This window comes from Pseudomonas sp. IPO3749, assembly GCF_013386605.1.
GTDB lineage: Bacteria > Pseudomonadota > Gammaproteobacteria > Pseudomonadales > Pseudomonadaceae > Aquipseudomonas > Aquipseudomonas azotoformans_A.
Genome location: NZ_JACARN010000036.1, coordinates 1 through 18,384 on the forward strand (window position 1 = coordinate 1; position 18,384 = coordinate 18,384).

The following is an 18,384-nucleotide window of genomic DNA, read 5'->3' on the forward strand; positions in this document are numbered from 1 at the left end:
GGGCAAGCCCGCTCACCACATTAAGTTAGAACCTTTTGCTACAGGTTCCTCAGCGCTTGACCTGTTTCAGGGTCTCGGCAATCAGAAACGCCAACTCCAGCGATTGATCGGCATTCATCCGTGGGTCGCAGTGGGTGTGATAGCGGTCCGACAATCCATCCTCGGTGATCGGCCGCGCGCCGCCAATGCACTCGGTGACGTTCTGCCCGGTCATCTCGATATGAATCCCGCCGGCATAAGTCCCTTCGGCCTGGTGTACTTGGAAGAAGTCCTTCACTTCACCCAGGATCTGCGCAAAGTCGCGGGTCTTGTAGCCGCTGCTGGCCTTGATGGTGTTGCCATGCATCGGGTCGGAACTCCACAACACCTGCTTGCCTTCACGTTGTACGGCGCGAATCAGACCTGGCAGGTGATCGCCGACCTTGCCGGCGCCCATGCGCGCGATCAGGTTGAGGCGGCCGGGGTCGTTGTCCGGGTTGAGGATGTCGATCAGGCGGATCAGGTCATCCGGGTTCATGCTCGGGCCGACCTTGACCCCGATCGGGTTGTTCACGCCACGCAGGAACTCGACATGGGCGCCGTCCAACTGGCGGGTGCGGTCGCCGATCCACAGCATGTGCGCCGAGCAGTCGTAGTAATCGTTGGTCAGGCTGTCACGGCGCACGAAGGCTTGCTCGTAGTTGAGCAGCAGTGCTTCGTGAGCGGTGAAGAAACTGGTTTCGCGCAGTTGCGGCGAGCTGTCCATGCCGCAGGCGCGCATGAAGGCCAGGGTTTCGTCGATACGGTCTGCCAACTGGCTGTACTTCTCGGCCAGCGCGGAGTTGGCGATGAAATCCAGGTTCCACTTGTGCACCTGGTGCAGGTCGGCAAAACCGCCCTGGGCAAAGGCGCGCAGCAGGTTCAAGGTGGCCGTGGACTGGTGATAGGACTGCAGCAGGCGGTCCGGGTCCGGCACGCGGCTTTTTTCGTCGAAACCGATGCCGTTGACGATGTCGCCACGGTAGGCGGGCAGGGTGATGCCGTCGATGGTTTCATCGTTGGCCGAGCGCGGCTTGGCGAACTGGCCGGCCATGCGCCCGACTTTCACCACCGGGCAGCCGGCGGCAAAGGTCATCACGATGGCCATCTGCAGCAGCACCTTGAAGGTGTCGCGGATCTTCGCGGCAGAGAACTCGGCAAAACTCTCGGCGCAATCGCCGCCCTGCAACAGGAAGGCGCGACCCTGGGTCACTTCGGCAAACTGACGGCGCAACTCGCGGGCTTCCCCGGCAAACACCAGCGGCGGGTAGCTGGCCAGATTCTGCTCCACTTGCAACAAGTGCGCAGCGTCCGGGTACTGGGGTTGTTGCTGGATCGGCAGGGCGCGCCAGCTGTCGGGGCTCCAGGGTTGGCTCATCATGAACTCGATTGGCTGATTGACGGTGGGGCGCCAATGTTATCAGCAATTAGTGCGTGACCTGTTGCCGCCGGTTGGCCGACAATCGCGCCTTTGCCGTGCGGTAAACCCTTTAGGAGTAGTGATGACCGAGGAGCGTGTCGAGCGCCTGCTGGCTGAAGTCCATGATGACTTCGGCATGATTCGTGTGCTCGAAGTGGCCGATTACCGTTTTCTCGAGTTCGGCGATGCCATCGAGCAAAGCTGTGTGTTCACCGCTGACCCGAGCTGGCTGGAGTACGACTACACCCGCGCGATGCTGATCGGCGCGTTGTGCCATGAACAGCCGGAAAGCGCGCTGTTCCTGGGCTTGGGCGCTGGCACGCTGACCCAGGCGTGCCTGAAGTTCCTGCCGCTGGAAGACGTGGAAGCCATCGAACTGCGCCCCGATGTGCCGCGCCTGGCCATCGAATACCTGGGGCTGGACGATGATCCGCGCCTGTACATCCGCATTGGCGATGCCCTGCAATTGCTGGAGACCGCAGAGCCGGCCGACCTGATCTTCGTTGACCTCTACACTGACGTCGGCCCCGGCGTTGGGCACCTGGCCTGGACCTTCCTGGAAAACTGCCAGAAGAAACTCAACCCCGGCGGCTGGCTGGTGATCAACCAGTGGGCTACCGACGATGGCAAGCCTTTGGGCGCTGCTTTGTTGCGTGGCTTGTATCACCGGCATTACTGGGAGTTGCCGGTGAAGGAGGGCAATGTGATCTTGCTGGTGCCTTCGGAGTTGGATCAGGAACTGGACCTGCAGGCATTGTCCGCTCGCGCCGAAGCCCTGGCACCGCGATTGGGTTATTCGTTGCAGCCGCTGATCAAGGCGATCCGCCCGGCGACCTGAGCTAGAGGCCTTTGAATACGCCGGGCCGCTTCTCGATCATCGCCCGTACACCTTCCTTGGCATCCTCGCTATTGAGCAGCTTATCCACCATCGGCGGCAACGCCGCTGCCGCAACGGTTTCGCCTTCCATCCGCGCCAACCGCGCCGACATCAGCGTGGCCTGCACGCCCAGTGGCGCCTGGCGGGCGATGCGGTTGGCCAGTTCGACGGCGCGGGGCAGCAGGTCTTCGCTGGCCATCACTTCCTGCACCAGGCCCAGGCGCAGGGCGTCATGGGCGTCGAATTCATCGCCGGTCAGCAGCCAGCGCATCGCGTTGCCCCAGCCGGCGATCTGATGAAAGCGCAGCGTCGCGCCGCCAAACGGAAAGATCCCACGCTGTACCTCCATCTGCGCGAAGCGCGTGTTGCTGGCGCAGAGGTTGATGTCTGCGGCCAGCATCAGCTCTATCCCGATGGTCAGGCAGTAACCCTGGGCTGCGACGATCACCGGTTTGTTCACACGGGGGCCGGCAAACACACCCCAGGGGTCACAACCGCCCAGAGGAGGCTGCCAGCCGCCGGCCATCACCCCGCTGACGTTGGCCAGGTCCAGCCCGGCGGTGAAGTGATCGCCATGGGCAAACACCACGGCGACCCGTGCGTCGGTATTTCGATCAAATTCGCCATAGGCCAGGCTCAGCTCATTGAGCAGGTCCAGGTCGAATGCATTGCGTTTGGCGACCCGATCCAGGCCTAAAAGCAAGACATGCCCCTGGAGTTCACGACTGACGCGGCTGCTGCTGGCTTGATTCATCGGGGTGTGCCCTCGGGCGCGGGGAAGGGTTTCGGACCAAAGGGTTCGAAAGGTCAGGTGAACCGTTTAAGCATTATGGCCAACAGGGCCGGGCCTTAGAAAAATAGACCTTGCCGGTGTTATCTGCAAAGACTGTGACACAGCACGGTTTATCGGTGCTTTCCGATAAAAAAAGCTCCCTTTTTCAGCTATTTCCGGTATAGTGCGCGCCGGCCTTTAACCGGGCCGCGTTTAGGTAGCGCATTTCCCCGAAGTCAGCTTCGGCTGCACGTCCGCACAGCGGACTCTCCCTTGACGAATCTTTTTCATTCATTCGTTTTCGCAAATCCCCGCCGACAAAGCAGCCAGGGCGACTCTTGAGTCTCAACACGGCATGCGCAGCTTTGGAGCATGGGTCTTTGCGGATGCACTTAGAGGCAGACCCATGACCCAGGAAACCGGCGGCTTCGCCGCTTTTAATCTGAACCCGAATATTCTTGCAGCCGTCGCAGCGACTGGCTACGAAGAGCCTTCGGCGATTCAGCAGCAATCGATCCCGATCATCATGGCCGGTAAGGACATGATTGGCCAGGCGCAAACCGGTACCGGCAAAACCGCCGCGTTCGCTTTGCCAATCCTGCACTGCATCGATCCTGCCAAGCGCGAACCGCAAGCCCTGATCCTGGCGCCAACCCGTGAGTTGGCGCTGCAAGTAGCAACCGCTTTTGAAACCTACGCCAAGCAAATGCCAGGCGTTACCGTTGTGGCCGTTTACGGCGGCGCGCCTATGGGCCCACAACTGAAAGCAATCCGTAATGGCGCACAGATCGTTGTCGCCACTCCGGGCCGTCTGTGCGACCACCTGCGTCGTGACGAGAAAGTCCTGTCGACCGTGAACCACCTGGTTCTGGACGAAGCTGACGAAATGTTGAAGCTGGGCTTCATGGATGACCTGGAAGTCATCTTCAAGGCGCTGCCACCGACCCGTCAGACCGTGCTGTTCTCGGCCACCCTGCCACAGTCGATCCGTGCCATCGCCGAGCGTCACTTGCGTGACCCGGAGCACGTCAAGATCCAGACCAAGACTCAGACCGTTACCGCGATCGAACAGGCTCACCTGTTGGTTCACGCTGACCAGAAGACCTCGGCTGTATTGAGCCTGCTGGAAGTCGAAGACTTCGACGCGCTGATCATGTTCGTGCGCACCAAGCAAGCCACCCTGGACCTGGCCAGTGCCCTGGAAGCCAAAGGCTACAAAGCCGCTGCGCTGAACGGTGACATCGCCCAGAACCAGCGTGAGCGCGTGATCGACTCCCTCAAGGATGGCCGTCTGGACATCGTTGTGGCGACCGACGTAGCTGCTCGTGGCCTCGACGTTCCACGTATCACCCACGTGTTCAACGTTGACATGCCGTACGATCCAGAGTCCTACGTTCACCGTATCGGCCGTACCGGCCGTGCCGGTCGCGAAGGTCGTGCACTGCTGCTGGTGACTCCACGTGAACGCCGCATGCTGCAAGTGATCGAACGTGTTACTGGTCAAAAAGTTGCCGAAGTCCGCCTGCCGGATGCCCAGGCCGTTCTGGATGCCCGCATCAAGAAACTGACCAACAGCCTGTCGCCACTGGTAGCTGACGCTGAATCGACCCACGGCGACCTGTTGGACCGCCTGACCGCCGATATCGGTTGCACCCCACGTGCCCTGGCTGCAGCCTTGCTGCGCAAAGCTACCAACGGTCAGGCCCTGACCCTGGCAGCCATCGAGAAAGAACGTCCACTGGTTCCGAACAGCGCACCACGCGGTGATCGTCCAGAGCGTACTGGCGACCGTCCAGACCGTGGTGATCGTGAGCGTCGTGCTCCGGTGCCATTGGCTGAAGGCCGTGCTCGTTGCCGTACCGCGCTGGGCGCGCGTGACGGTATCGCTGCCAAGAACCTGCTGGGCGCTATCCTCAACGAGGGTGGCCTGGCACGTGAAGCCATTGGTCGCATCCAGGTCCGTGATAGCTTCTCCCTGGTGGAGCTGCCGGAAGATGGCCTGGAAAAGCTGCTGGCCAAGCTGAAAGACACTCGCGTTGCCGGTAAGCAGTTGAAGCTGCGTCGCTACCGCGAAGATTGATCCGCCCTTGGGCTGATTGATCGCACATAAAAAATCCCCGACTGGTTCGGGGATTTTTTTTGCCTGCGGTTTAAGGTGTCTGGGTTAGCCGAAGCGGTAGATGTCCATGCCCAGCGCGCCCAACGTGAAGCCCTGGTACGCGATGCTGAAATCCCCCCCAGCGCCACGCGCAAAGAACAGCGGCAGCAGGTGCTCGTCACTGGGATGGCTGCGCACGGCATTCGGCGCCTGGCGGCGGTAGTCGTGCAATGCCTCTTGATCGTCGGCGGCCAGCTTGTCGACCACCCAATCGCGGAAGTCTCGCGCCCAGGATTCGATGCTCTCAGGCCCTGCGTGCCAGTCCAACTCGCCCAGGTTGTGGGTGATGCTGCCCGAGCCGATCAGAAGTACGCCCTGCTCGCGCAGGCTGGCCAGCGCATACCCAACCTGGGTCTGCAGGGCAGGGCCCATGCGACTGGGCAACGACACCTGCACCACCGGGATATCTGCCTCCGGGTACATCAACGACAGGGGCACCCAGGTGCCATGGTCGAAGGGGCGACGGTCATCGGTGCGCGCATTCAGGCCGTCGGCCTTCAGCAACTCGACAATTTCCCCGGCCAGTTGCGGGTTGCCCGGTGCCGGGTACTGCACGGCAAACAGTTCGCGGGGGAAACCGCCGAAATCATGCCAGGTTTCGGGCGCGGCATTGCCGCTGACCAAGAGTTCGTGGCTTTCCCAGTGTGCCGACACCACCACGATTGCCTTCGGGCGTGGCAGCTCGGCAGCGAGACGTTGAAGGGCCGGGCCGCTGGCACCGGGTTGCAGGGCAAGCATGGGTGAACCATGTGAGATAAACAGGCTGGGCAACATAAGTAGGGTCCTGAGCGTTAACATGGACCCATCTTCAATCAGGTCATTGATCTAAATCTAATATAAGTTTTAGCACTATTTGATCGAATTATAGGGAGGATCTATGGAGCCTAAGTTTTGGCAGGAACGCTGGGCGCGCAATCAGATCGGCTTTCATTTGCCCGAGGTCAACCCTTACCTGCAACGACATTGGCCGCAGCTGGCGCTCGCCGAGGGCTCCAAGGTATTGGTGCCGCTGTGCGGCAAGAGCCTGGATTTGATGTGGCTGGCCAGTCATGGGCTGCGGGTGATGGGCGTGGAGCTCTCGGAACAGGCCGTCGAGGCGTTTTTCAGTGAGCAGAACCTTGTGCCACGCATCACTCGGCGCAATGCCTTTACGGTGTACCAGGCTGACCTGATCGAAGTATGGTGCGGCGACTTTTTTGCCCTGGACGCCGAAGCCCTGATCGGGTGCATTGCGTTGTATGACCGCGCCGCCCTGATTGCCTTGCCACCGCTGATGCGTGCGCAGTACGCCGAGCAGTTGAGCCGCTTGCTGCCGTCGGGTTGCCAGGGGCTGCTGATCACACTCGATTACGACCAGACGCAAAAAGCCGGGCCGCCATTTGCGGTGACGGATGAGGAGGTGAAGGTGTTGTTCGGGTCGGACTGGACCCTGAAAGCGCTGCAAGAGCAAGACGTTCTGCAGGAGAGCTGGAAGTTCGTGCAGGAGGGTGTCACGCAGCTTGATGAGCGGGTTTACCGGTTGACCAAGGCCTGAATCGGCATCACAAAAAAGGGGCGATTCAATCGCCCCTTTTTGCATTGCAAGTTATCAGCCCATACGACGCAGTGCGTCGATACGCTCTTCCAGCGGCGGGTGGCTCATGAACAGGCGAGCCATGCCCTGCTTGATGCCACCGTTGATGCCAAAGGCGGTCAGGCTGTCCGGCATATGCACCGGCAAGCCTTGTTCGGAGCGCAGGTGTTGCAGCGCTGCAATCATCGCCCCGGTACCGGCCAGGCGGGCACCGGCTTCATCTGCACGGAACTCTCTCTTGCGAGAGAACCACATAGTGATTGCACTGGCCAGGAAGCCCAGCACCAACTCGGCGAAGATGGTCGCCACGAAGTAGGCAATGCCGCGGCCGCCCTCGTTCTTGAAGATCACTTTGTCAACAAAGTTGCCGATGATCCGCGCGAAGAACATCACGAAGGTGTTCACCACGCCTTGTACCAGCGCCAGGGTGACCATGTCACCGTTGGCCACGTGGCCGATCTCGTGGGCGAGCACGGCCTTCACTTCATCGTAGGAGAAGCGTTCCAGCATGCCCTGGCTCACCGCAACGAGTGCGTCGTTCTTGTTCCAGCCGGTGGCAAAGGCGTTGGCTTCATAAGCCGGGAAGATCCCGACTTCTGGCATTTTGATACCGGCTTGTCGGGATAGCTCCTCGACGGTCTGCAGCAACCATTGCTCATGCCGGGTACGGGGCTGGGTGATCACCTGGGTGCTGGTGCTCATCTTTGCCATCCACTTGGAGATGAACAGCGAGAAGAGCGAGCCGGCAAAACCAAAGACCGCACAGAAAACCAGCAGCTGATTGAGGTTCAGGTCAACCCCGTTGGCCGCCATGAACCCATTGAAGCCGAAAAGGCTCAAGGTGATGCTGGCAATCAGCACGACCGCAAGGTTAGTGGCCAAGAACAGCAGGATGCGCATCATGGTTGTAGAGTTCTCCTCATGCTTAATATGTCGCGTACTGCGGGGTATATAAGGTGCGGCATGGGGTGATTCAACCGAGCGACTATTTCAAACTGTGTCCTACAGCCTGAATGTAGAGTCTCGAAGGGCATTTCCGATAGGGAAAAGACGGCTGAATCGGTTCGCCGGTGCCTCGCAGTCCCGTGAATACAGGGGGTAGCAGGCTTTTTCAGTCACGGCGAAGTGCCTGTACGGGGGAAAACCAGAGAAGTGTTGCCAGATACTCGCTGTACGACCGATTGTCGGTCGTACAGCGTCGCTTCCGTTACTGGCGATAGGACTTGAGGAAGTTGCCGATGCGACCAATGGCCATGTCCAGGTCATCCACGCGCGGCAATGTCACTACACGGAAGTGATCCGGCCACGGCCAGTTGAACGCGGTGCCTTGCACCACCAGCAGCTTTTCCGACAGCAGCAGGTCAAGCACGAACTTCTCGTCGTTGAAGATAGGGCATACCTTCGGGTCGATCCGCGGGAAGGCGTACAGCGCACCCATGGGCTTCACGCAGCTCACGCCCGGGATCGCGTTGAGCAGTTCCCAGGTGCGGTTGCGCTGCTCCAGCAAGCGGCCTTGAGGCAGGACCAGGTCATTGATGCTCTGGTAGCCGCCCAGGGCGGTCTGGATCGCGTGTTGGCTCGGCACGTTGGCACACAGGCGCATGTTGGCCAGCATGTCGATGCCTTCGATGTAGCTCTGGGCGTTGTGCTTGGGACCGGAGATGGCGATCCAGCCGGAGCGGAAGCCCGCCACGCGGTAGGACTTGGACAAGCCGTTGAAGGTCAGGCACAGCAGGTCCGGCGCCAGGGAGGCGGTGCACACGTGCACGGCGTCGTCGTAGAGGATCTTGTCGTAGATCTCGTCGGAGAACACCACCAGGTTGTGCTGGCGTGCCAGTTCGAGCATGCCCAGCAACACTTCCTTGGAATACACCGCGCCGGTCGGGTTGTTCGGGTTGATGATCACCAGGGCCTTGGTGTTCGGGGTGATCTTGGCCTTGATGTCGGCCAGGTCCGGGAACCAGTCGGCGCCCTCGTCACACAGGTAGTGCACCGGATGGCCGCCCGCCAGGGTCACGGCGGCGGTCCACAACGGGTAGTCCGGCGCCGGTACCAGCACTTCGTCGCCATTGTTGAGCAGGGCCTGCATGGACATCACGATCAGCTCGGACACGCCATTGCCCAGGTAGATGTCTTCGATGCCAACACCTTCGACCTGCTTTTGCTGGTAGTACTGCATTACCGCCTTACGTGCGCTGAACAGGCCTTTTGAGTCGCTGTAGCCCTGGGCGGTGGGCAGGTTGCGGATCACGTCCTGGAGGATTTCGTCCGGCGCTTCGAAACCAAAGGGCGCCGGGTTGCCGATGTTCAGCTTGAGGATGCGATGGCCTTCCTCTTCCAGGCGTTTGGCGTGCTTGAGCACTGGGCCGCGAATGTCGTAGCAGACGTTGGCGAGCTTGTTCGATTTGCTGACCTGCATGGCGATGTGATCCTGAAAATGAACGATCCAGACGGTGGGGACACTACCGTACTGCGAATCCTGCGGGGCCCGCACCCATAAATACGTTTGAATGCCGGTAGCGCGGGTGCCAGACTGGCGTTTTGAAGAGGCGCAATCATACGTGCCGCCTGATCCATGGAAAAGACACAGATCAGGCTTTTTCAGTTGCCGAGGTGTACCGATGGAAAAGTTGCAGAAAACCGTTGAAGAATGGAAGGCGATGCTCGATCCGGAGCAATACAACGTGTGCCGTCTCAAGGGTACCGAGCGACCTTTCAGCGGCAAGTACAACGCCACCAAGACGGATGGCGTGTACCACTGCATTTGCTGCAACGAGCCGCTGTTCGACTCCACCACCAAGTTCGACTCCGGCTGCGGCTGGCCCAGCTTCTACGCGCCGATTGCCGACAGCGCGATGATCGAGATCCGTGACGTCAGCCACGGCATGATCCGCACTGAAGTCACCTGCGCCAAATGCGATGCCCACTTGGGGCACGTGTTCCCGGACGGCCCGCCGCCGACCGGCCTGCGTTACTGCATCAACTCGGTGTGCCTGGACCTGGTGCCGCGCTAGGTCTTCCAGCGCTCCTGCGGATAACGCGGGAGCGCCCTATAGCGGGATATCATTCCGGTCAATTCAATTGCGCACAATTTAATTGCCTACTATGTTTACGCTTCTTTAGACCTTACTGAGGCATTGCCATGAGCAACAACCTGCTGAGCATCCCTTGCACCACCATCAAGGGGGAGCAAAAGACCTTGGCCGATTTCGCCGGCAAGGCCATCCTGGTGGTCAATACCGCCAGCAAGTGCGGTTTCACCCCGCAATACAAGGGCCTGGAGCAGCTTTGGCAGCAATACAAGGACCAGGGATTGGTGGTGTTGGGCTTCCCCTGCAATCAGTTCGGCAAGCAGGAGCCGGGTAACGAGGGCGCGATTTCCGAGTTCTGCGAGCTGAACTTCGGTGTCAGCTTCCCGCTGTTCAAGAAGATCGACGTGAATGGCAGCGACGCCCACCCATTGTTCGTGCAACTGAAAAAACAGGCGCCCGGACTGCTCGGTTCCAAGGGCATCAAATGGAACTTCACCAAGTTCCTCATCGGCCGTGACGGCCAGATGGTCAAGCGCTTTGCGCCGACCACCAAGCCGCAGGACCTGACCCAAGAGATCGAAGCCCTGCTCAAATGACCGTCTCCCTGGCGCTCGACCATCAGCTGTGTTTCAAACTTTACGCCGCCTCCAGGGCGGTGACGCGCGCGTACAAGCCGATGCTTGATCAGTTGGGCCTGACTTATCCGCAATACCTGGCGATGCTGGTGCTGTGGGAGTGGCACGCCGCAACACCGGTGCAACCCACGGTCAAGGCGTTGGGCGAGCGCTTGATGCTGGATTCCGGCACGCTGACACCGCTGCTCAAGCGCCTTGAGCAGCTCGGGTGGGTCAAGCGCCAGCGCAGCGCCGAGGATGAGCGGGAAGTGCACTTGAGCCTGAGTGAAAGCGGCGTTCAACTGCGCGAGCAGACCCATGACCTCAAGACCCGGCTGCTGTGCGACAGCGGTATCGACCTGAACCAGGCTGACGCGCTGCGCGAGGGCTTGGACCAGTTGCTTCGGCAGATCAGAGACTTGTCGTCTTCGGCACCCACAGCTCCAGCAAACCATTGAGTTCCTCACGCCGGAATGGCTTGGCCAGGTAGTCATTCATGCCCGCAGCCCGGCAACGCTCGCGCTCTTCGGACAGCGCATTGGCGGTCAAGGCAACGATCGGCAGGTCCGGCCAGCGCCCGCTGCGACGGATCTGCCGGCTGGCCTCATAGCCGTCCATCACCGGCATATTGCAGTCCATCAACACCAGGTCGAAGTGTTGTTCTTCAAGAAACTTGAGCGCTTCACCACCATGGGCTGCGACGATCACTTCACACCCCAGTTTGCCGAGCATGCCCTTGGCCACCAGTTGGTTGACCGGGTTGTCTTCCACCAACAGGATGCGCGCGCGGTGTGCCAAGGGCGCGGCCTCCATCTGGATCGGGTCGAGGATCAGTTGTGCGTCGCTGCGCAAGTTACGTTGCAGGATCTGATACAGCGCATTGCGGCTCAACGGGCGTGCCTGTTGTTGCAGCGGCGCGAGTGCGGCGACTTCTTCGCTGGGCATGAAGTTGCCGTAGGCGGTCACCAGCAGGATCGGCGCGTTGATGGTAGGGCGTAGGCGGAACAGGCATTCCGGGCAATCGGTGATCAGCAGGTCCGGCGTTTGCCCGCTTAAATCTTCATCACGTGGGTAGCAGCGCGGTGTCAGCCCCCAGTGGGGAAGCAGGGTCGTGAGCAGTTCGGTCAGGCCGCTGCCGGCACTGGTAATGGCGATGACCTCGCCTTTGAGCGGCAGTGGCTGGACGGCGGGCAAATGGATCGGCAGCGGCAGGTCGGCGCAGAACTGGCTGCCAAAGCCCACCTCCGAGCTGATGCTCAGCCGGCCTTTCATCGCTTCACACAGGTTGTGCGTCAATGCCAGGCCCAGGCCCGTGCCGCCGAACTGGCGTGTGATACCCGCACCGGCTTGGGTGAAAGGCTGGAAGATCTTCACTTGGGCTTCTTGCGCAATGCCGATGCCGGTATCACAGACCTCGATGCGCACCTGGCCGTCCCGCGCGCTGAGACGAACATCTACTCGGCCGAAGCGCGTGAATTTCAAGGCGTTGGACAGCAGATTGCTGACAATCTGTCGTACACGGGTCGGGTCACCCAGGACCTGGGCGGGAAACTGCGGGTCGATCAGGCACGTCAGTTCGACGTTCGGCGCGGCGTTCTGTGACAACAGGTTGGCGGTGTCTTCCACCAGCGAGCCCAAGTCGAACGGGATGCGTTCCAACTCCAACTGGCCGGCGTCGAACTTGGACAGGTCGAGGATATCGTTGAGCAGTTCCACCAGCACCTTGCCCGAGTCATGGGCGATGGACAGTTGCTGACGCTGCTCGGCATTGAGTGGGCTGTCGAGTGACAGCGCGATCATCCCCAGCAGGCCGTTCAGCGGCGTGCGGATTTCGTGGCTCATGTTGGCCAGGAACGCTGCACGTGCCTGGGCCATGCCCAATGCATGCATTTTGGCCGCTTCCAGCTCATCGTTGGACTGGCTCAGCCGCTGGTTGCTCGCCTTGAGTTCCAGGGTGCGTGCGGACACGATGTCTTCCAGTTGTCCCAGGTATTCGGTCAACCGGTCTTCGGCGTGACGGCGTTGCTGGATCTCCGTCTCCATGTTTTCGAACTGCTGGTTGGCCACGTTCACCAATACGCCGATTTCGTCGTGTTCATGGCCGGGTGGGCAGTCCAGGCGTGCCTGACGGCGGTTGCTCAACTCGCGGATGATGCGCACCAGCGGCTGGGTCAGCATCACGTAGAACAAGCCCAACAGAATGCCGGTCAGCAAGAGGCTACGGACGAAGCCGTTGAGCAGGGTGATCTCGGCACGGCGCAGGAAGCGGCTGCCAAAGGCATAGGTGTCCACGTCCAGGCGCAGCACGCCGAGGGATTCGTTGGGCATATGGCTGAGGAACAGCCGGTCTTCGAACTGGCGGTTGGCGCCGAACAGGAAATCGCTGACGGGGCGGTAGGTACTTTCTTTGCGCGGGCGGTCGACATCGGCCAGTACCGCGCCGTTGTTGTCGATCAACTGGGCGTGAATGATGGCGGGGGAGTGCAGCAGGCCCAGGGTCAGTTCCTGGGCCAGTTCGGCGTCGATGTTATAAGCGATGCGTGAGGCGGGGTTGTGGCTGATTTCGATCAACGAGCGAATTTCACGGTTGATGGATGCGTCTTCGCTGGCATAATCAATGCCGATTTGGATCAGGCTGAGCAAGGTTCCCAAGACGAAACCGACCAGCACAGTCAATCTGGCTTGTTTATAAGACAAGCGGTGGGCGAACTTGATATCCATCGAGTGTTGAACCACTTCACGTTTCCCTTCGCCCGGCAAGCATAGCTGAACATCCACAGGCTCTGGCTTACCCGGCATGAATCGTTTTTTTACGCAGCCTCGTGCGGTCTGCCGCAGGGCTGCCAATACGCCATCTTTTGCAAGAACTTGCCAGAGGAATAATCGTGGATTCTCGATTGAATGCGTTTCTTGAACGGGCCGATGCAGTGCTCGCCCGCCTGGAACCCTTGTTACCCGCGCCCCGCCAAGCCATCGATTGGAACCACTGCCTGGCTGCCCGCTGGCAGCGTGAAGGCCGCACGGGTTTCCTGTTGCCGCTGGACGTAAGCCTGGACATGCGCCTGTCCGACCTGATCGGCGTGGACAAGCAACGTGAAACACTGGCGCGCAATACCCAGCAATTCATCGACGGTCTTCCCGCCAACCATGCGTTGCTGTGGGGTTCGCGTGGCACCGGCAAATCGTCCATGGTTCGGGCTTTGCTGGCCCAGCACGCCAAAGCCGGCTTGCGCCTGATCGAGATCGAACGCGACCACTTGGCCGACCTGCCGCGCGTGGTCGAGCAACTGCTCAAGCTGCCGCAACGTTTTATCCTGTTCTGCGACGACCTGTCGTTCGAGGCTGGTGAGGGCGATTACCGTGTGCTTAAAAGCGTGCTCGACGGCTCCTTGGAGCAGGCCCCGGAAAACGTGCTGTTGTACGCCACCTCCAACCGCCGTCACCTGGTGCCGGAAAACCAGAGCGACAACGACAATTGGAAACGCGTGGACGGCGAGTTGCACCCAAGCGAAGCGGTGGAAGACAAGATCGCGTTGTCCGATCGGTTCGGCTTGTGGTTGTCGTTCTACCCCTTCACGCAAGAACACTTCCTGGATGTGGTGGAGCACTGGATCGGCGAGCTGGCAAGCAAGGCCGGTTTGCAGTGGCAACGCGATGAAGCCCTCGACATCCTGGCCGTGCGCTGGGCCACCGGTCGCGGCAACCGCAACGGTCGTTGCGCCTATCAATTCGCCCGTTACTGGGTAGGCCTCAAATTGCTGGAGCTGCAACCATGATCGATCTACAAAGCGCCGGCACTGGCCTTGATGGCTACGCCATGCTCTGTGCGCAACTGGAGTCGCTGCTGGCCGATGAGCGGGATTTCATTGCCAACAGTGCGCAGTTTTCTGCGTTCCTGTTCAACCAGTTGGACGACTTGAACTGGGCCGGTTTTTACCTCAACCGTAACGAAGAGCTGGTGCTCGGCCCGTTCCAGGGCCAGATCGCCTGCGTGCGCATTCCGTTTGGCCGTGGCGTGTGCGGTGCAGCGGCCGCCTCGCGGCAGACCCAGCGCGTGGAGGATGTGCATGCGTTCCCAGGGCATATCGCCTGTGACAGCGCGTCCAACAGCGAGCTGGTGGTGCCTCTGGTCAAGGACGGCCAACTGATTGGCGTGCTTGACCTCGACAGCCCGTCGCTGGCGCGCTTCACCCCCGAGGACCAGGCGGGTATTGAACAGCTGGCGGCGATTTTCCTGCGCTTGACCGACTGCTGATCACGGGAGGGGCGGCTCGCGCCCCTTCACTGACCCTCCAAGCCGTGAAGCTGCCCTTGCAGCAACCTCTCGAGTTCCAGCATGAGTTTTTCCAGGGATCTCGCCCCGGCTTCAATCGCCGTCCAGTCATCCTCACGGGCGCACGCCTGCTCAAGGGTTTCGCACTGCCTGGCCAATGGGGTCGCCTGAACAATGCGCGCAGCGCCCTTGATTTTGTGCGCCTGCTCGGTGATCTCCTGAAGCGGGGCATGTGCGCTGATCAGCGCCTCCAGTTCCTGGCGGTCATGCCGACTGCTGCTCAACAGTTCTTCCAGCAAACGCCAGCTCAATTGTGGGTCGCCACCGGTGAGGGCCTCGAAGTTGCCGAGGTCCAGGTGCAGGTCAGTGGTTTGCGGGGCGATCTTTGCCAGTTGCCGTTCCAGTGCAGTGAGGCTGATCGGTTTGAACAGGCAGTCGTTCATGCCCGCGTCGGCACAACGTTGCTTCTCTTCGGGCTGGGCATTGGCGGTAAAGCCCAACACCACGCACGGCGCCAGTTGCTCGCGCTGTTCGTATTCGCGGATCGAGCGACTCAGCTCATAGCCATTCATGGTGGGCATGTTGCAGTCGGCGATCACCAAGTCGAAACGCTCCTGGCGCCAGGCCTGGAAACCGGCGGCGCCATTCTGGGCGGCGCTGAACTGACGCCCCAGGTAGCCCAGTTGCTGGCACATCAGCAAGCGGTTTGCGGGATGGTCGTCCACGACCAGCACGTTCAGCACTGGCGCGCTTGCAGGTGCCTCAGGCTTGTATTCAAGCACCGGCTGTTCCGGCTGAAGACGGGTCATGTTCAGGCTGATATGCACCTGGGTGCCCACCATCGGCACGCTGCTGAGGCTCAATTGCCCACCCATCATCGCGCACAGGCTGCGGCAGATCACCAACCCAAGGCCGGCGCCGCTCCTGGCAAGCTGCCCGGAATTGTCGGCCTGGGCAAAGGGCTCGAACAGGCGCAACTGATCATCCCGACTGATCCCTATGCCGGTGTCCTCGACCACCAGTTTCATCTCGACCTGCTGCGCCAGCTCGGTGGGCAGCACCTCGACCTTGACTTTCACCTGGCCACGCTCGGTGAATTTGATCGCGTTGCTGACCAGGTTCGACAGCACCTGCTTGAAGCGCAGCGGGTCGATCAGCACTTCGGTGTCATCCAGGTTGGGGTTGAACTCAAGCGACAGGCTGAGGGTTTTCTGGCGTGCCAGGCCGTCGAACACGCGCACCACCGACTCGATCACCTCCCGCAGGTTGACACGCTCCGGCGCGAGGCTCAGGCGGCCGGATTCGATGCGCGCGATGTCGAGGATATCGCCGATCAGTTCGAGCAGGTCCTTGGCCGAGTTGTACGCCACTTCGATGGCCGGGCGATCAAGATGACCCTGGTCGGCGCGCTTGAGGGTGAGTTCGAGCATGCCGATCACCGCGTTCATCGGCGTGCGGATTTCATGGCTCATGGTGGCGAGGAACGTGCTCTTGGCCCGGTTGGCTTCGTCGGCGCGTTCTTTGGCAGCGCGGATTTCATCGAACAGCTGGCGTCGTTCGCTGATGTCGATCCAGCCGCCAATAATGCCTTGCACCTCTCCAGTCGAGTCACGGTAGGGCAGGATCCAGTGATAGATCGTCAGTTTCTTCCCGTGGATATGCAGCGTGCGGTCCAGGATCAGCGGGTTACCTTCGGCCATCACGCGCTGGTAGTCGGCATGGTATTGCGTCGCATCGGTTTCAAGGGCGGCGCTCATCTGGATGGCGCTTTTGCCGATCACGTCTTCGCGTTTGACGTTGAACACCTGCAAGTAGCTGTCGTTGCAGGTCTGCAGCAAGCCTTTACGGTCACGTACGTAGATGGGGTGCGGGGTTTCGTTGACCAAGGCCCGCATGAACTCGAATTGATCATTGAGGGCGCGCTCGGCCATTTTGCGATGCTTGATCTGACGGCGCATATAGGCGTTCCAGCTCAGGGAGATCAGCAGCAAAAGCCCGGTGCCGATGATGATGCGCGCGATCAGTTGGTGATAGTTGCGCCAGTAGCTGTCGGAGGCGGCGGTGTAACCGCGCCAGCGACTGTTGATGACCCCCAGCTCATCCGGTGCGATGCTCAGCATGGCCTTGTCGAGAATCGAGCTGAGTTCGGTGGCGTTGCGTGAGGTGGCCAGCGAAAATTTAGCGGGCGTGGTGCCAATACTGAAACTGATCTGGACCTTGTCCTGAAACATGGAGGACGAGAGGTAATAGTTGGCGATGACCAAGCTGTTCACGGCACCGTCGACGTGCTCTTGCACCAGCAGCTCGGCGGCTTTGAAGTTATCACCCGTTGCGACCAATTGAATGGTTGGGAAGTGCTCGCGCAGAAACGCTGCCATTGGGCTGCCTTCAGTGACGGCCACGCGCTTGCCTTCCATTTCTTCCAGGCTGGTCGCCGCCTGGTTTTCCTTGCGTGTCAACATTACGTAGGAGTTTTCCAGGTAGGGACGGCTGAAGTTCAACCGGGCTTCCCGTTCCGTGCTGGGAACGATGGCGCCAATGATGTCGGCCTTCCCTGCGTCGACCTGTTCGATCATTGACTGAACGACACGCTCACGTTGGATATCAAAACGCAGCCCTGTGCGCAGGCGAACCAGTTCCAGCAGGTCGGCGGTGATGCCGCGGAAGTTGCCATCGGCGTCGAAGAACGACAGCGGGGCAAAGGTCTCATTCACGATCACCTTGACCACTGGATGCTCCTGTAGCCAGCGTTCTTCGCGTTGTGTCAGTTGCAGTTTCTGGTCGGTCAGCAAGATATCGCTGCCGGCGCTCCAGCGTTTGGCGATCGCTTCCCGTTCATTGGTGGGCACGGCCGTCAATACGGCGTCGACAATGCTCAATAGCGTCTGCTGGTGTTGGGGCATGGCGAAGCTGAACCCGTAGGCTTCGTGTTTGCCGAAGTTGGCCATGCGGATGTTCTTCAGGTAGCCCTTGTTGATCATGTAGTGAGTAGAGATGGTATCGCCAAGGAATACATCCGCCTGGTCGAACGCCACCGCATTCAAGGCATTTTGATAAGAGGGATAAGCGCGTAGGGTCGCCTTGGGGTACAGCTTTTCCACCTCGCTCAACGGCAGGTAGTGGTACACCAGCGCCAGGCGCATGCCGGCCAGGCCATTGGTCAGGCTGCGGGTTTCTCCTTCGCGGGTGACGAGGACCGGCTGGTCCACCGCGTAGGGCTCTGACAGCGTGAGGTTTGGGTTGGCCGCCTCAAAACCGTTGGAGGATCCCAGCAAATCGATAGCCCCCGTTTCAAGCGCGCGGATCGCGGCCTCGCGAGAGGGGTAGCGCAATACTTTCACCGGCAAGGCCAGCGCCTTGGACAGCAGGCCGGCGTAATCAGCGGTGAGACCCTCGTAGTCACGTCCGCTGGACGTGAGGTCGAAGGGGGGGTAATCAGGCGCCGCAGTGCCCAGCACCAACTCGCGCTTGTTTTGCAGCCACTGGCGTTGAGCCTTGTTCAGGTGGGTTTCCAGTTGAACCGAGCCTGCACGACTCAACAAGGCGAAATGTTCCGGGCCCGTTGGCGGGTTCGCAAGTACCACGGTGCTGAAGCACAAGCCGGCACTCAATATAATCAGATAGTCCTTTATACGCCTGGGCATCCG

Annotated in this window: 15 protein-coding genes; 8 read left to right on the top strand and 7 right to left on the bottom strand. The window is 60.4% G+C overall.

From position 1 onward, the window contains the following. Positions 1 to 49 precede the first annotated feature (49 nt). Positions 50 to 1,396 (bottom strand): class II 3-deoxy-7-phosphoheptulonate synthase, encoded by a 1,347-nt coding sequence (locus HX812_RS14750; protein ID WP_016975387.1) that lies wholly within the window; start codon positions 1,394 to 1,396, stop codon positions 50 to 52. A gap of 124 nt (positions 1,397 to 1,520) precedes the next feature. Here HX812_RS14750 and HX812_RS14755 point away from each other — a divergent pair, with 124 nt between their 5' ends. Next, a complete protein-coding gene (locus HX812_RS14755) occupies positions 1,521 to 2,276 on the top strand; it encodes a spermidine synthase (RefSeq protein ID WP_038841936.1) in 756 nt (251 codons plus the stop codon). Between the two features lies 1 nt (position 2,277). Here HX812_RS14755 and HX812_RS14760 read toward each other — a convergent pair whose 3' ends face one another. Next, positions 2,278 to 3,069, bottom strand: coding sequence for a crotonase/enoyl-CoA hydratase family protein (locus tag HX812_RS14760; protein ID WP_038841939.1), 792 nt, complete (start codon positions 3,067 to 3,069; stop codon positions 2,278 to 2,280). Between the two features lie 424 nt (positions 3,070 to 3,493). Between HX812_RS14760 and HX812_RS14765 the strand changes: the two genes are divergently transcribed. Then, positions 3,494 to 5,167: a DEAD/DEAH box helicase gene (locus HX812_RS14765; RefSeq protein WP_028615656.1), complete on the top strand. Its 1,674-nt coding sequence runs from the start codon at positions 3,494 to 3,496 to the stop codon at positions 5,165 to 5,167. Between the two features lie 84 nt (positions 5,168 to 5,251). On the opposite strand, the gene HX812_RS14770 is transcribed toward HX812_RS14765, so the two are convergent. Further along, complete coding sequence (locus HX812_RS14770; protein ID WP_038841943.1) at positions 5,252 to 6,019, bottom strand: class III extradiol ring-cleavage dioxygenase; 768 nt, start codon at positions 6,017 to 6,019, stop codon at positions 5,252 to 5,254. A 103-nt stretch (positions 6,020 to 6,122) separates the two neighbouring features. Here HX812_RS14770 and HX812_RS14775 point away from each other — a divergent pair, with 103 nt between their 5' ends. Next, complete coding sequence (locus tag HX812_RS14775) at positions 6,123 to 6,779, top strand: thiopurine S-methyltransferase (RefSeq protein ID WP_038841944.1); 657 nt, start codon at positions 6,123 to 6,125, stop codon at positions 6,777 to 6,779. 54 nt (positions 6,780 to 6,833) lie between these two features. Here HX812_RS14775 and htpX read toward each other — a convergent pair whose 3' ends face one another. Both htpX and HX812_RS14785 read right to left on the bottom strand, forming a co-directional pair. After that, positions 6,834 to 7,721: a protease HtpX gene (htpX, locus tag HX812_RS14780; RefSeq protein WP_016978461.1), complete on the bottom strand. Its 888-nt coding sequence runs from the start codon at positions 7,719 to 7,721 to the stop codon at positions 6,834 to 6,836. A gap of 304 nt (positions 7,722 to 8,025) precedes the next feature. Continuing rightward, positions 8,026 to 9,237 (bottom strand): pyridoxal phosphate-dependent aminotransferase, encoded by a 1,212-nt coding sequence (locus HX812_RS14785; RefSeq protein ID WP_017734399.1) that lies wholly within the window; start codon positions 9,235 to 9,237, stop codon positions 8,026 to 8,028. Positions 9,238 to 9,439: 202 nt separating this feature from the next. Between HX812_RS14785 and msrB the strand changes: the two genes are divergently transcribed. From msrB to HX812_RS14800, 3 genes are all read left to right on the top strand, one after another. Continuing rightward, the gene (msrB, locus tag HX812_RS14790) at positions 9,440 to 9,832 is read left to right on the top strand and encodes a peptide-methionine (R)-S-oxide reductase MsrB (protein ID WP_033901384.1); all 393 of its coding nucleotides are present in this window, start codon (positions 9,440 to 9,442) and stop codon (positions 9,830 to 9,832) included. Positions 9,833 to 9,960: 128 nt separating this feature from the next. Continuing rightward, positions 9,961 to 10,446 carry a glutathione peroxidase gene (locus HX812_RS14795; protein WP_038841948.1) on the top strand — a complete coding sequence of 162 codons (486 nt, stop codon included), beginning with the start codon at positions 9,961 to 9,963 and terminating at the stop codon, positions 10,444 to 10,446. After that, on the top strand, positions 10,443 to 10,922 hold the full coding sequence (locus HX812_RS14800; protein ID WP_038841950.1) for a MarR family winged helix-turn-helix transcriptional regulator: 480 nt from the start codon (positions 10,443 to 10,445) through the stop codon (positions 10,920 to 10,922). The genes HX812_RS14795 and HX812_RS14800 overlap by 4 nt, the downstream gene beginning before the upstream one ends. Here the strand turns inward: HX812_RS14800 and HX812_RS14805 are convergent. Beyond that, positions 10,876 to 13,185, bottom strand: a complete 2,310-nt coding sequence (locus HX812_RS14805; protein WP_038841953.1) for a response regulator — start codon at positions 13,183 to 13,185, stop codon at positions 10,876 to 10,878. The two genes, HX812_RS14800 and HX812_RS14805, sit on opposite strands and share 47 nt — an antisense overlap. Positions 13,186 to 13,349: 164 nt before the next feature. Here HX812_RS14805 and HX812_RS14810 point away from each other — a divergent pair, with 164 nt between their 5' ends. Together HX812_RS14810 and HX812_RS14815 are read left to right on the top strand one after the other, a co-directional pair. Beyond that, positions 13,350 to 14,240, top strand: coding sequence for an ATP-binding protein (locus HX812_RS14810; protein WP_038841956.1), 891 nt, complete (start codon positions 13,350 to 13,352; stop codon positions 14,238 to 14,240). Beyond that, the gene (locus HX812_RS14815; RefSeq protein WP_038841959.1) at positions 14,237 to 14,719 is read left to right on the top strand and encodes a GAF domain-containing protein; all 483 of its coding nucleotides are present in this window, start codon (positions 14,237 to 14,239) and stop codon (positions 14,717 to 14,719) included. Before HX812_RS14810 ends, HX812_RS14815 begins: the two co-directional genes overlap by 4 nt. 26 nt (positions 14,720 to 14,745) lie before the next feature. On the opposite strand, the gene HX812_RS14820 is transcribed toward HX812_RS14815, so the two are convergent. After that, positions 14,746 to 18,381, bottom strand: a complete 3,636-nt coding sequence (locus tag HX812_RS14820) for a transporter substrate-binding domain-containing protein (protein ID WP_080642324.1) — start codon at positions 18,379 to 18,381, stop codon at positions 14,746 to 14,748. Between the last annotated feature and the right edge of the window lie 3 nt (positions 18,382 to 18,384).

What these genes read in the sequence shown, in the direction of transcription:
- HX812_RS14750 (WP_016975387.1), bottom strand. Translation starts at nt 1,396, where the DNA reads ATGAGCCAACCCTGGAGCCCCGACAGCTGGCGCGCCCTGCCGATCCAG.
- HX812_RS14755 (WP_038841936.1), top strand. Translation starts at nt 1,521, where the DNA reads ATGACCGAGGAGCGTGTCGAGCGCCTGCTGGCTGAAGTCCATGATGAC.
- HX812_RS14760 (WP_038841939.1), bottom strand. Translation starts at nt 3,069, where the DNA reads ATGAATCAAGCCAGCAGCAGCCGCGTCAGTCGTGAACTCCAGGGGCAT.
- HX812_RS14765 (WP_028615656.1), top strand. Translation starts at nt 3,494, where the DNA reads ATGACCCAGGAAACCGGCGGCTTCGCCGCTTTTAATCTGAACCCGAAT.
- HX812_RS14770 (WP_038841943.1), bottom strand. Translation starts at nt 6,019, where the DNA reads ATGTTGCCCAGCCTGTTTATCTCACATGGTTCACCCATGCTTGCCCTG.
- HX812_RS14775 (WP_038841944.1), top strand. Translation starts at nt 6,123, where the DNA reads ATGGAGCCTAAGTTTTGGCAGGAACGCTGGGCGCGCAATCAGATCGGC.
- htpX (WP_016978461.1), bottom strand. Translation starts at nt 7,721, where the DNA reads ATGATGCGCATCCTGCTGTTCTTGGCCACTAACCTTGCGGTCGTGCTG.
- HX812_RS14785 (WP_017734399.1), bottom strand. Translation starts at nt 9,237, where the DNA reads ATGCAGGTCAGCAAATCGAACAAGCTCGCCAACGTCTGCTACGACATT.
- msrB (WP_033901384.1), top strand. Translation starts at nt 9,440, where the DNA reads ATGGAAAAGTTGCAGAAAACCGTTGAAGAATGGAAGGCGATGCTCGAT.
- HX812_RS14795 (WP_038841948.1), top strand. Translation starts at nt 9,961, where the DNA reads ATGAGCAACAACCTGCTGAGCATCCCTTGCACCACCATCAAGGGGGAG.
- HX812_RS14800 (WP_038841950.1), top strand. Translation starts at nt 10,443, where the DNA reads ATGACCGTCTCCCTGGCGCTCGACCATCAGCTGTGTTTCAAACTTTAC.
- HX812_RS14805 (WP_038841953.1), bottom strand. Translation starts at nt 13,185, where the DNA reads ATGGATATCAAGTTCGCCCACCGCTTGTCTTATAAACAAGCCAGATTG.
- HX812_RS14815 (WP_038841959.1), top strand. Translation starts at nt 14,237, where the DNA reads ATGATCGATCTACAAAGCGCCGGCACTGGCCTTGATGGCTACGCCATG.
- HX812_RS14820 (WP_080642324.1), bottom strand. Translation starts at nt 18,381, where the DNA reads ATGCCCAGGCGTATAAAGGACTATCTGATTATATTGAGTGCCGGCTTG.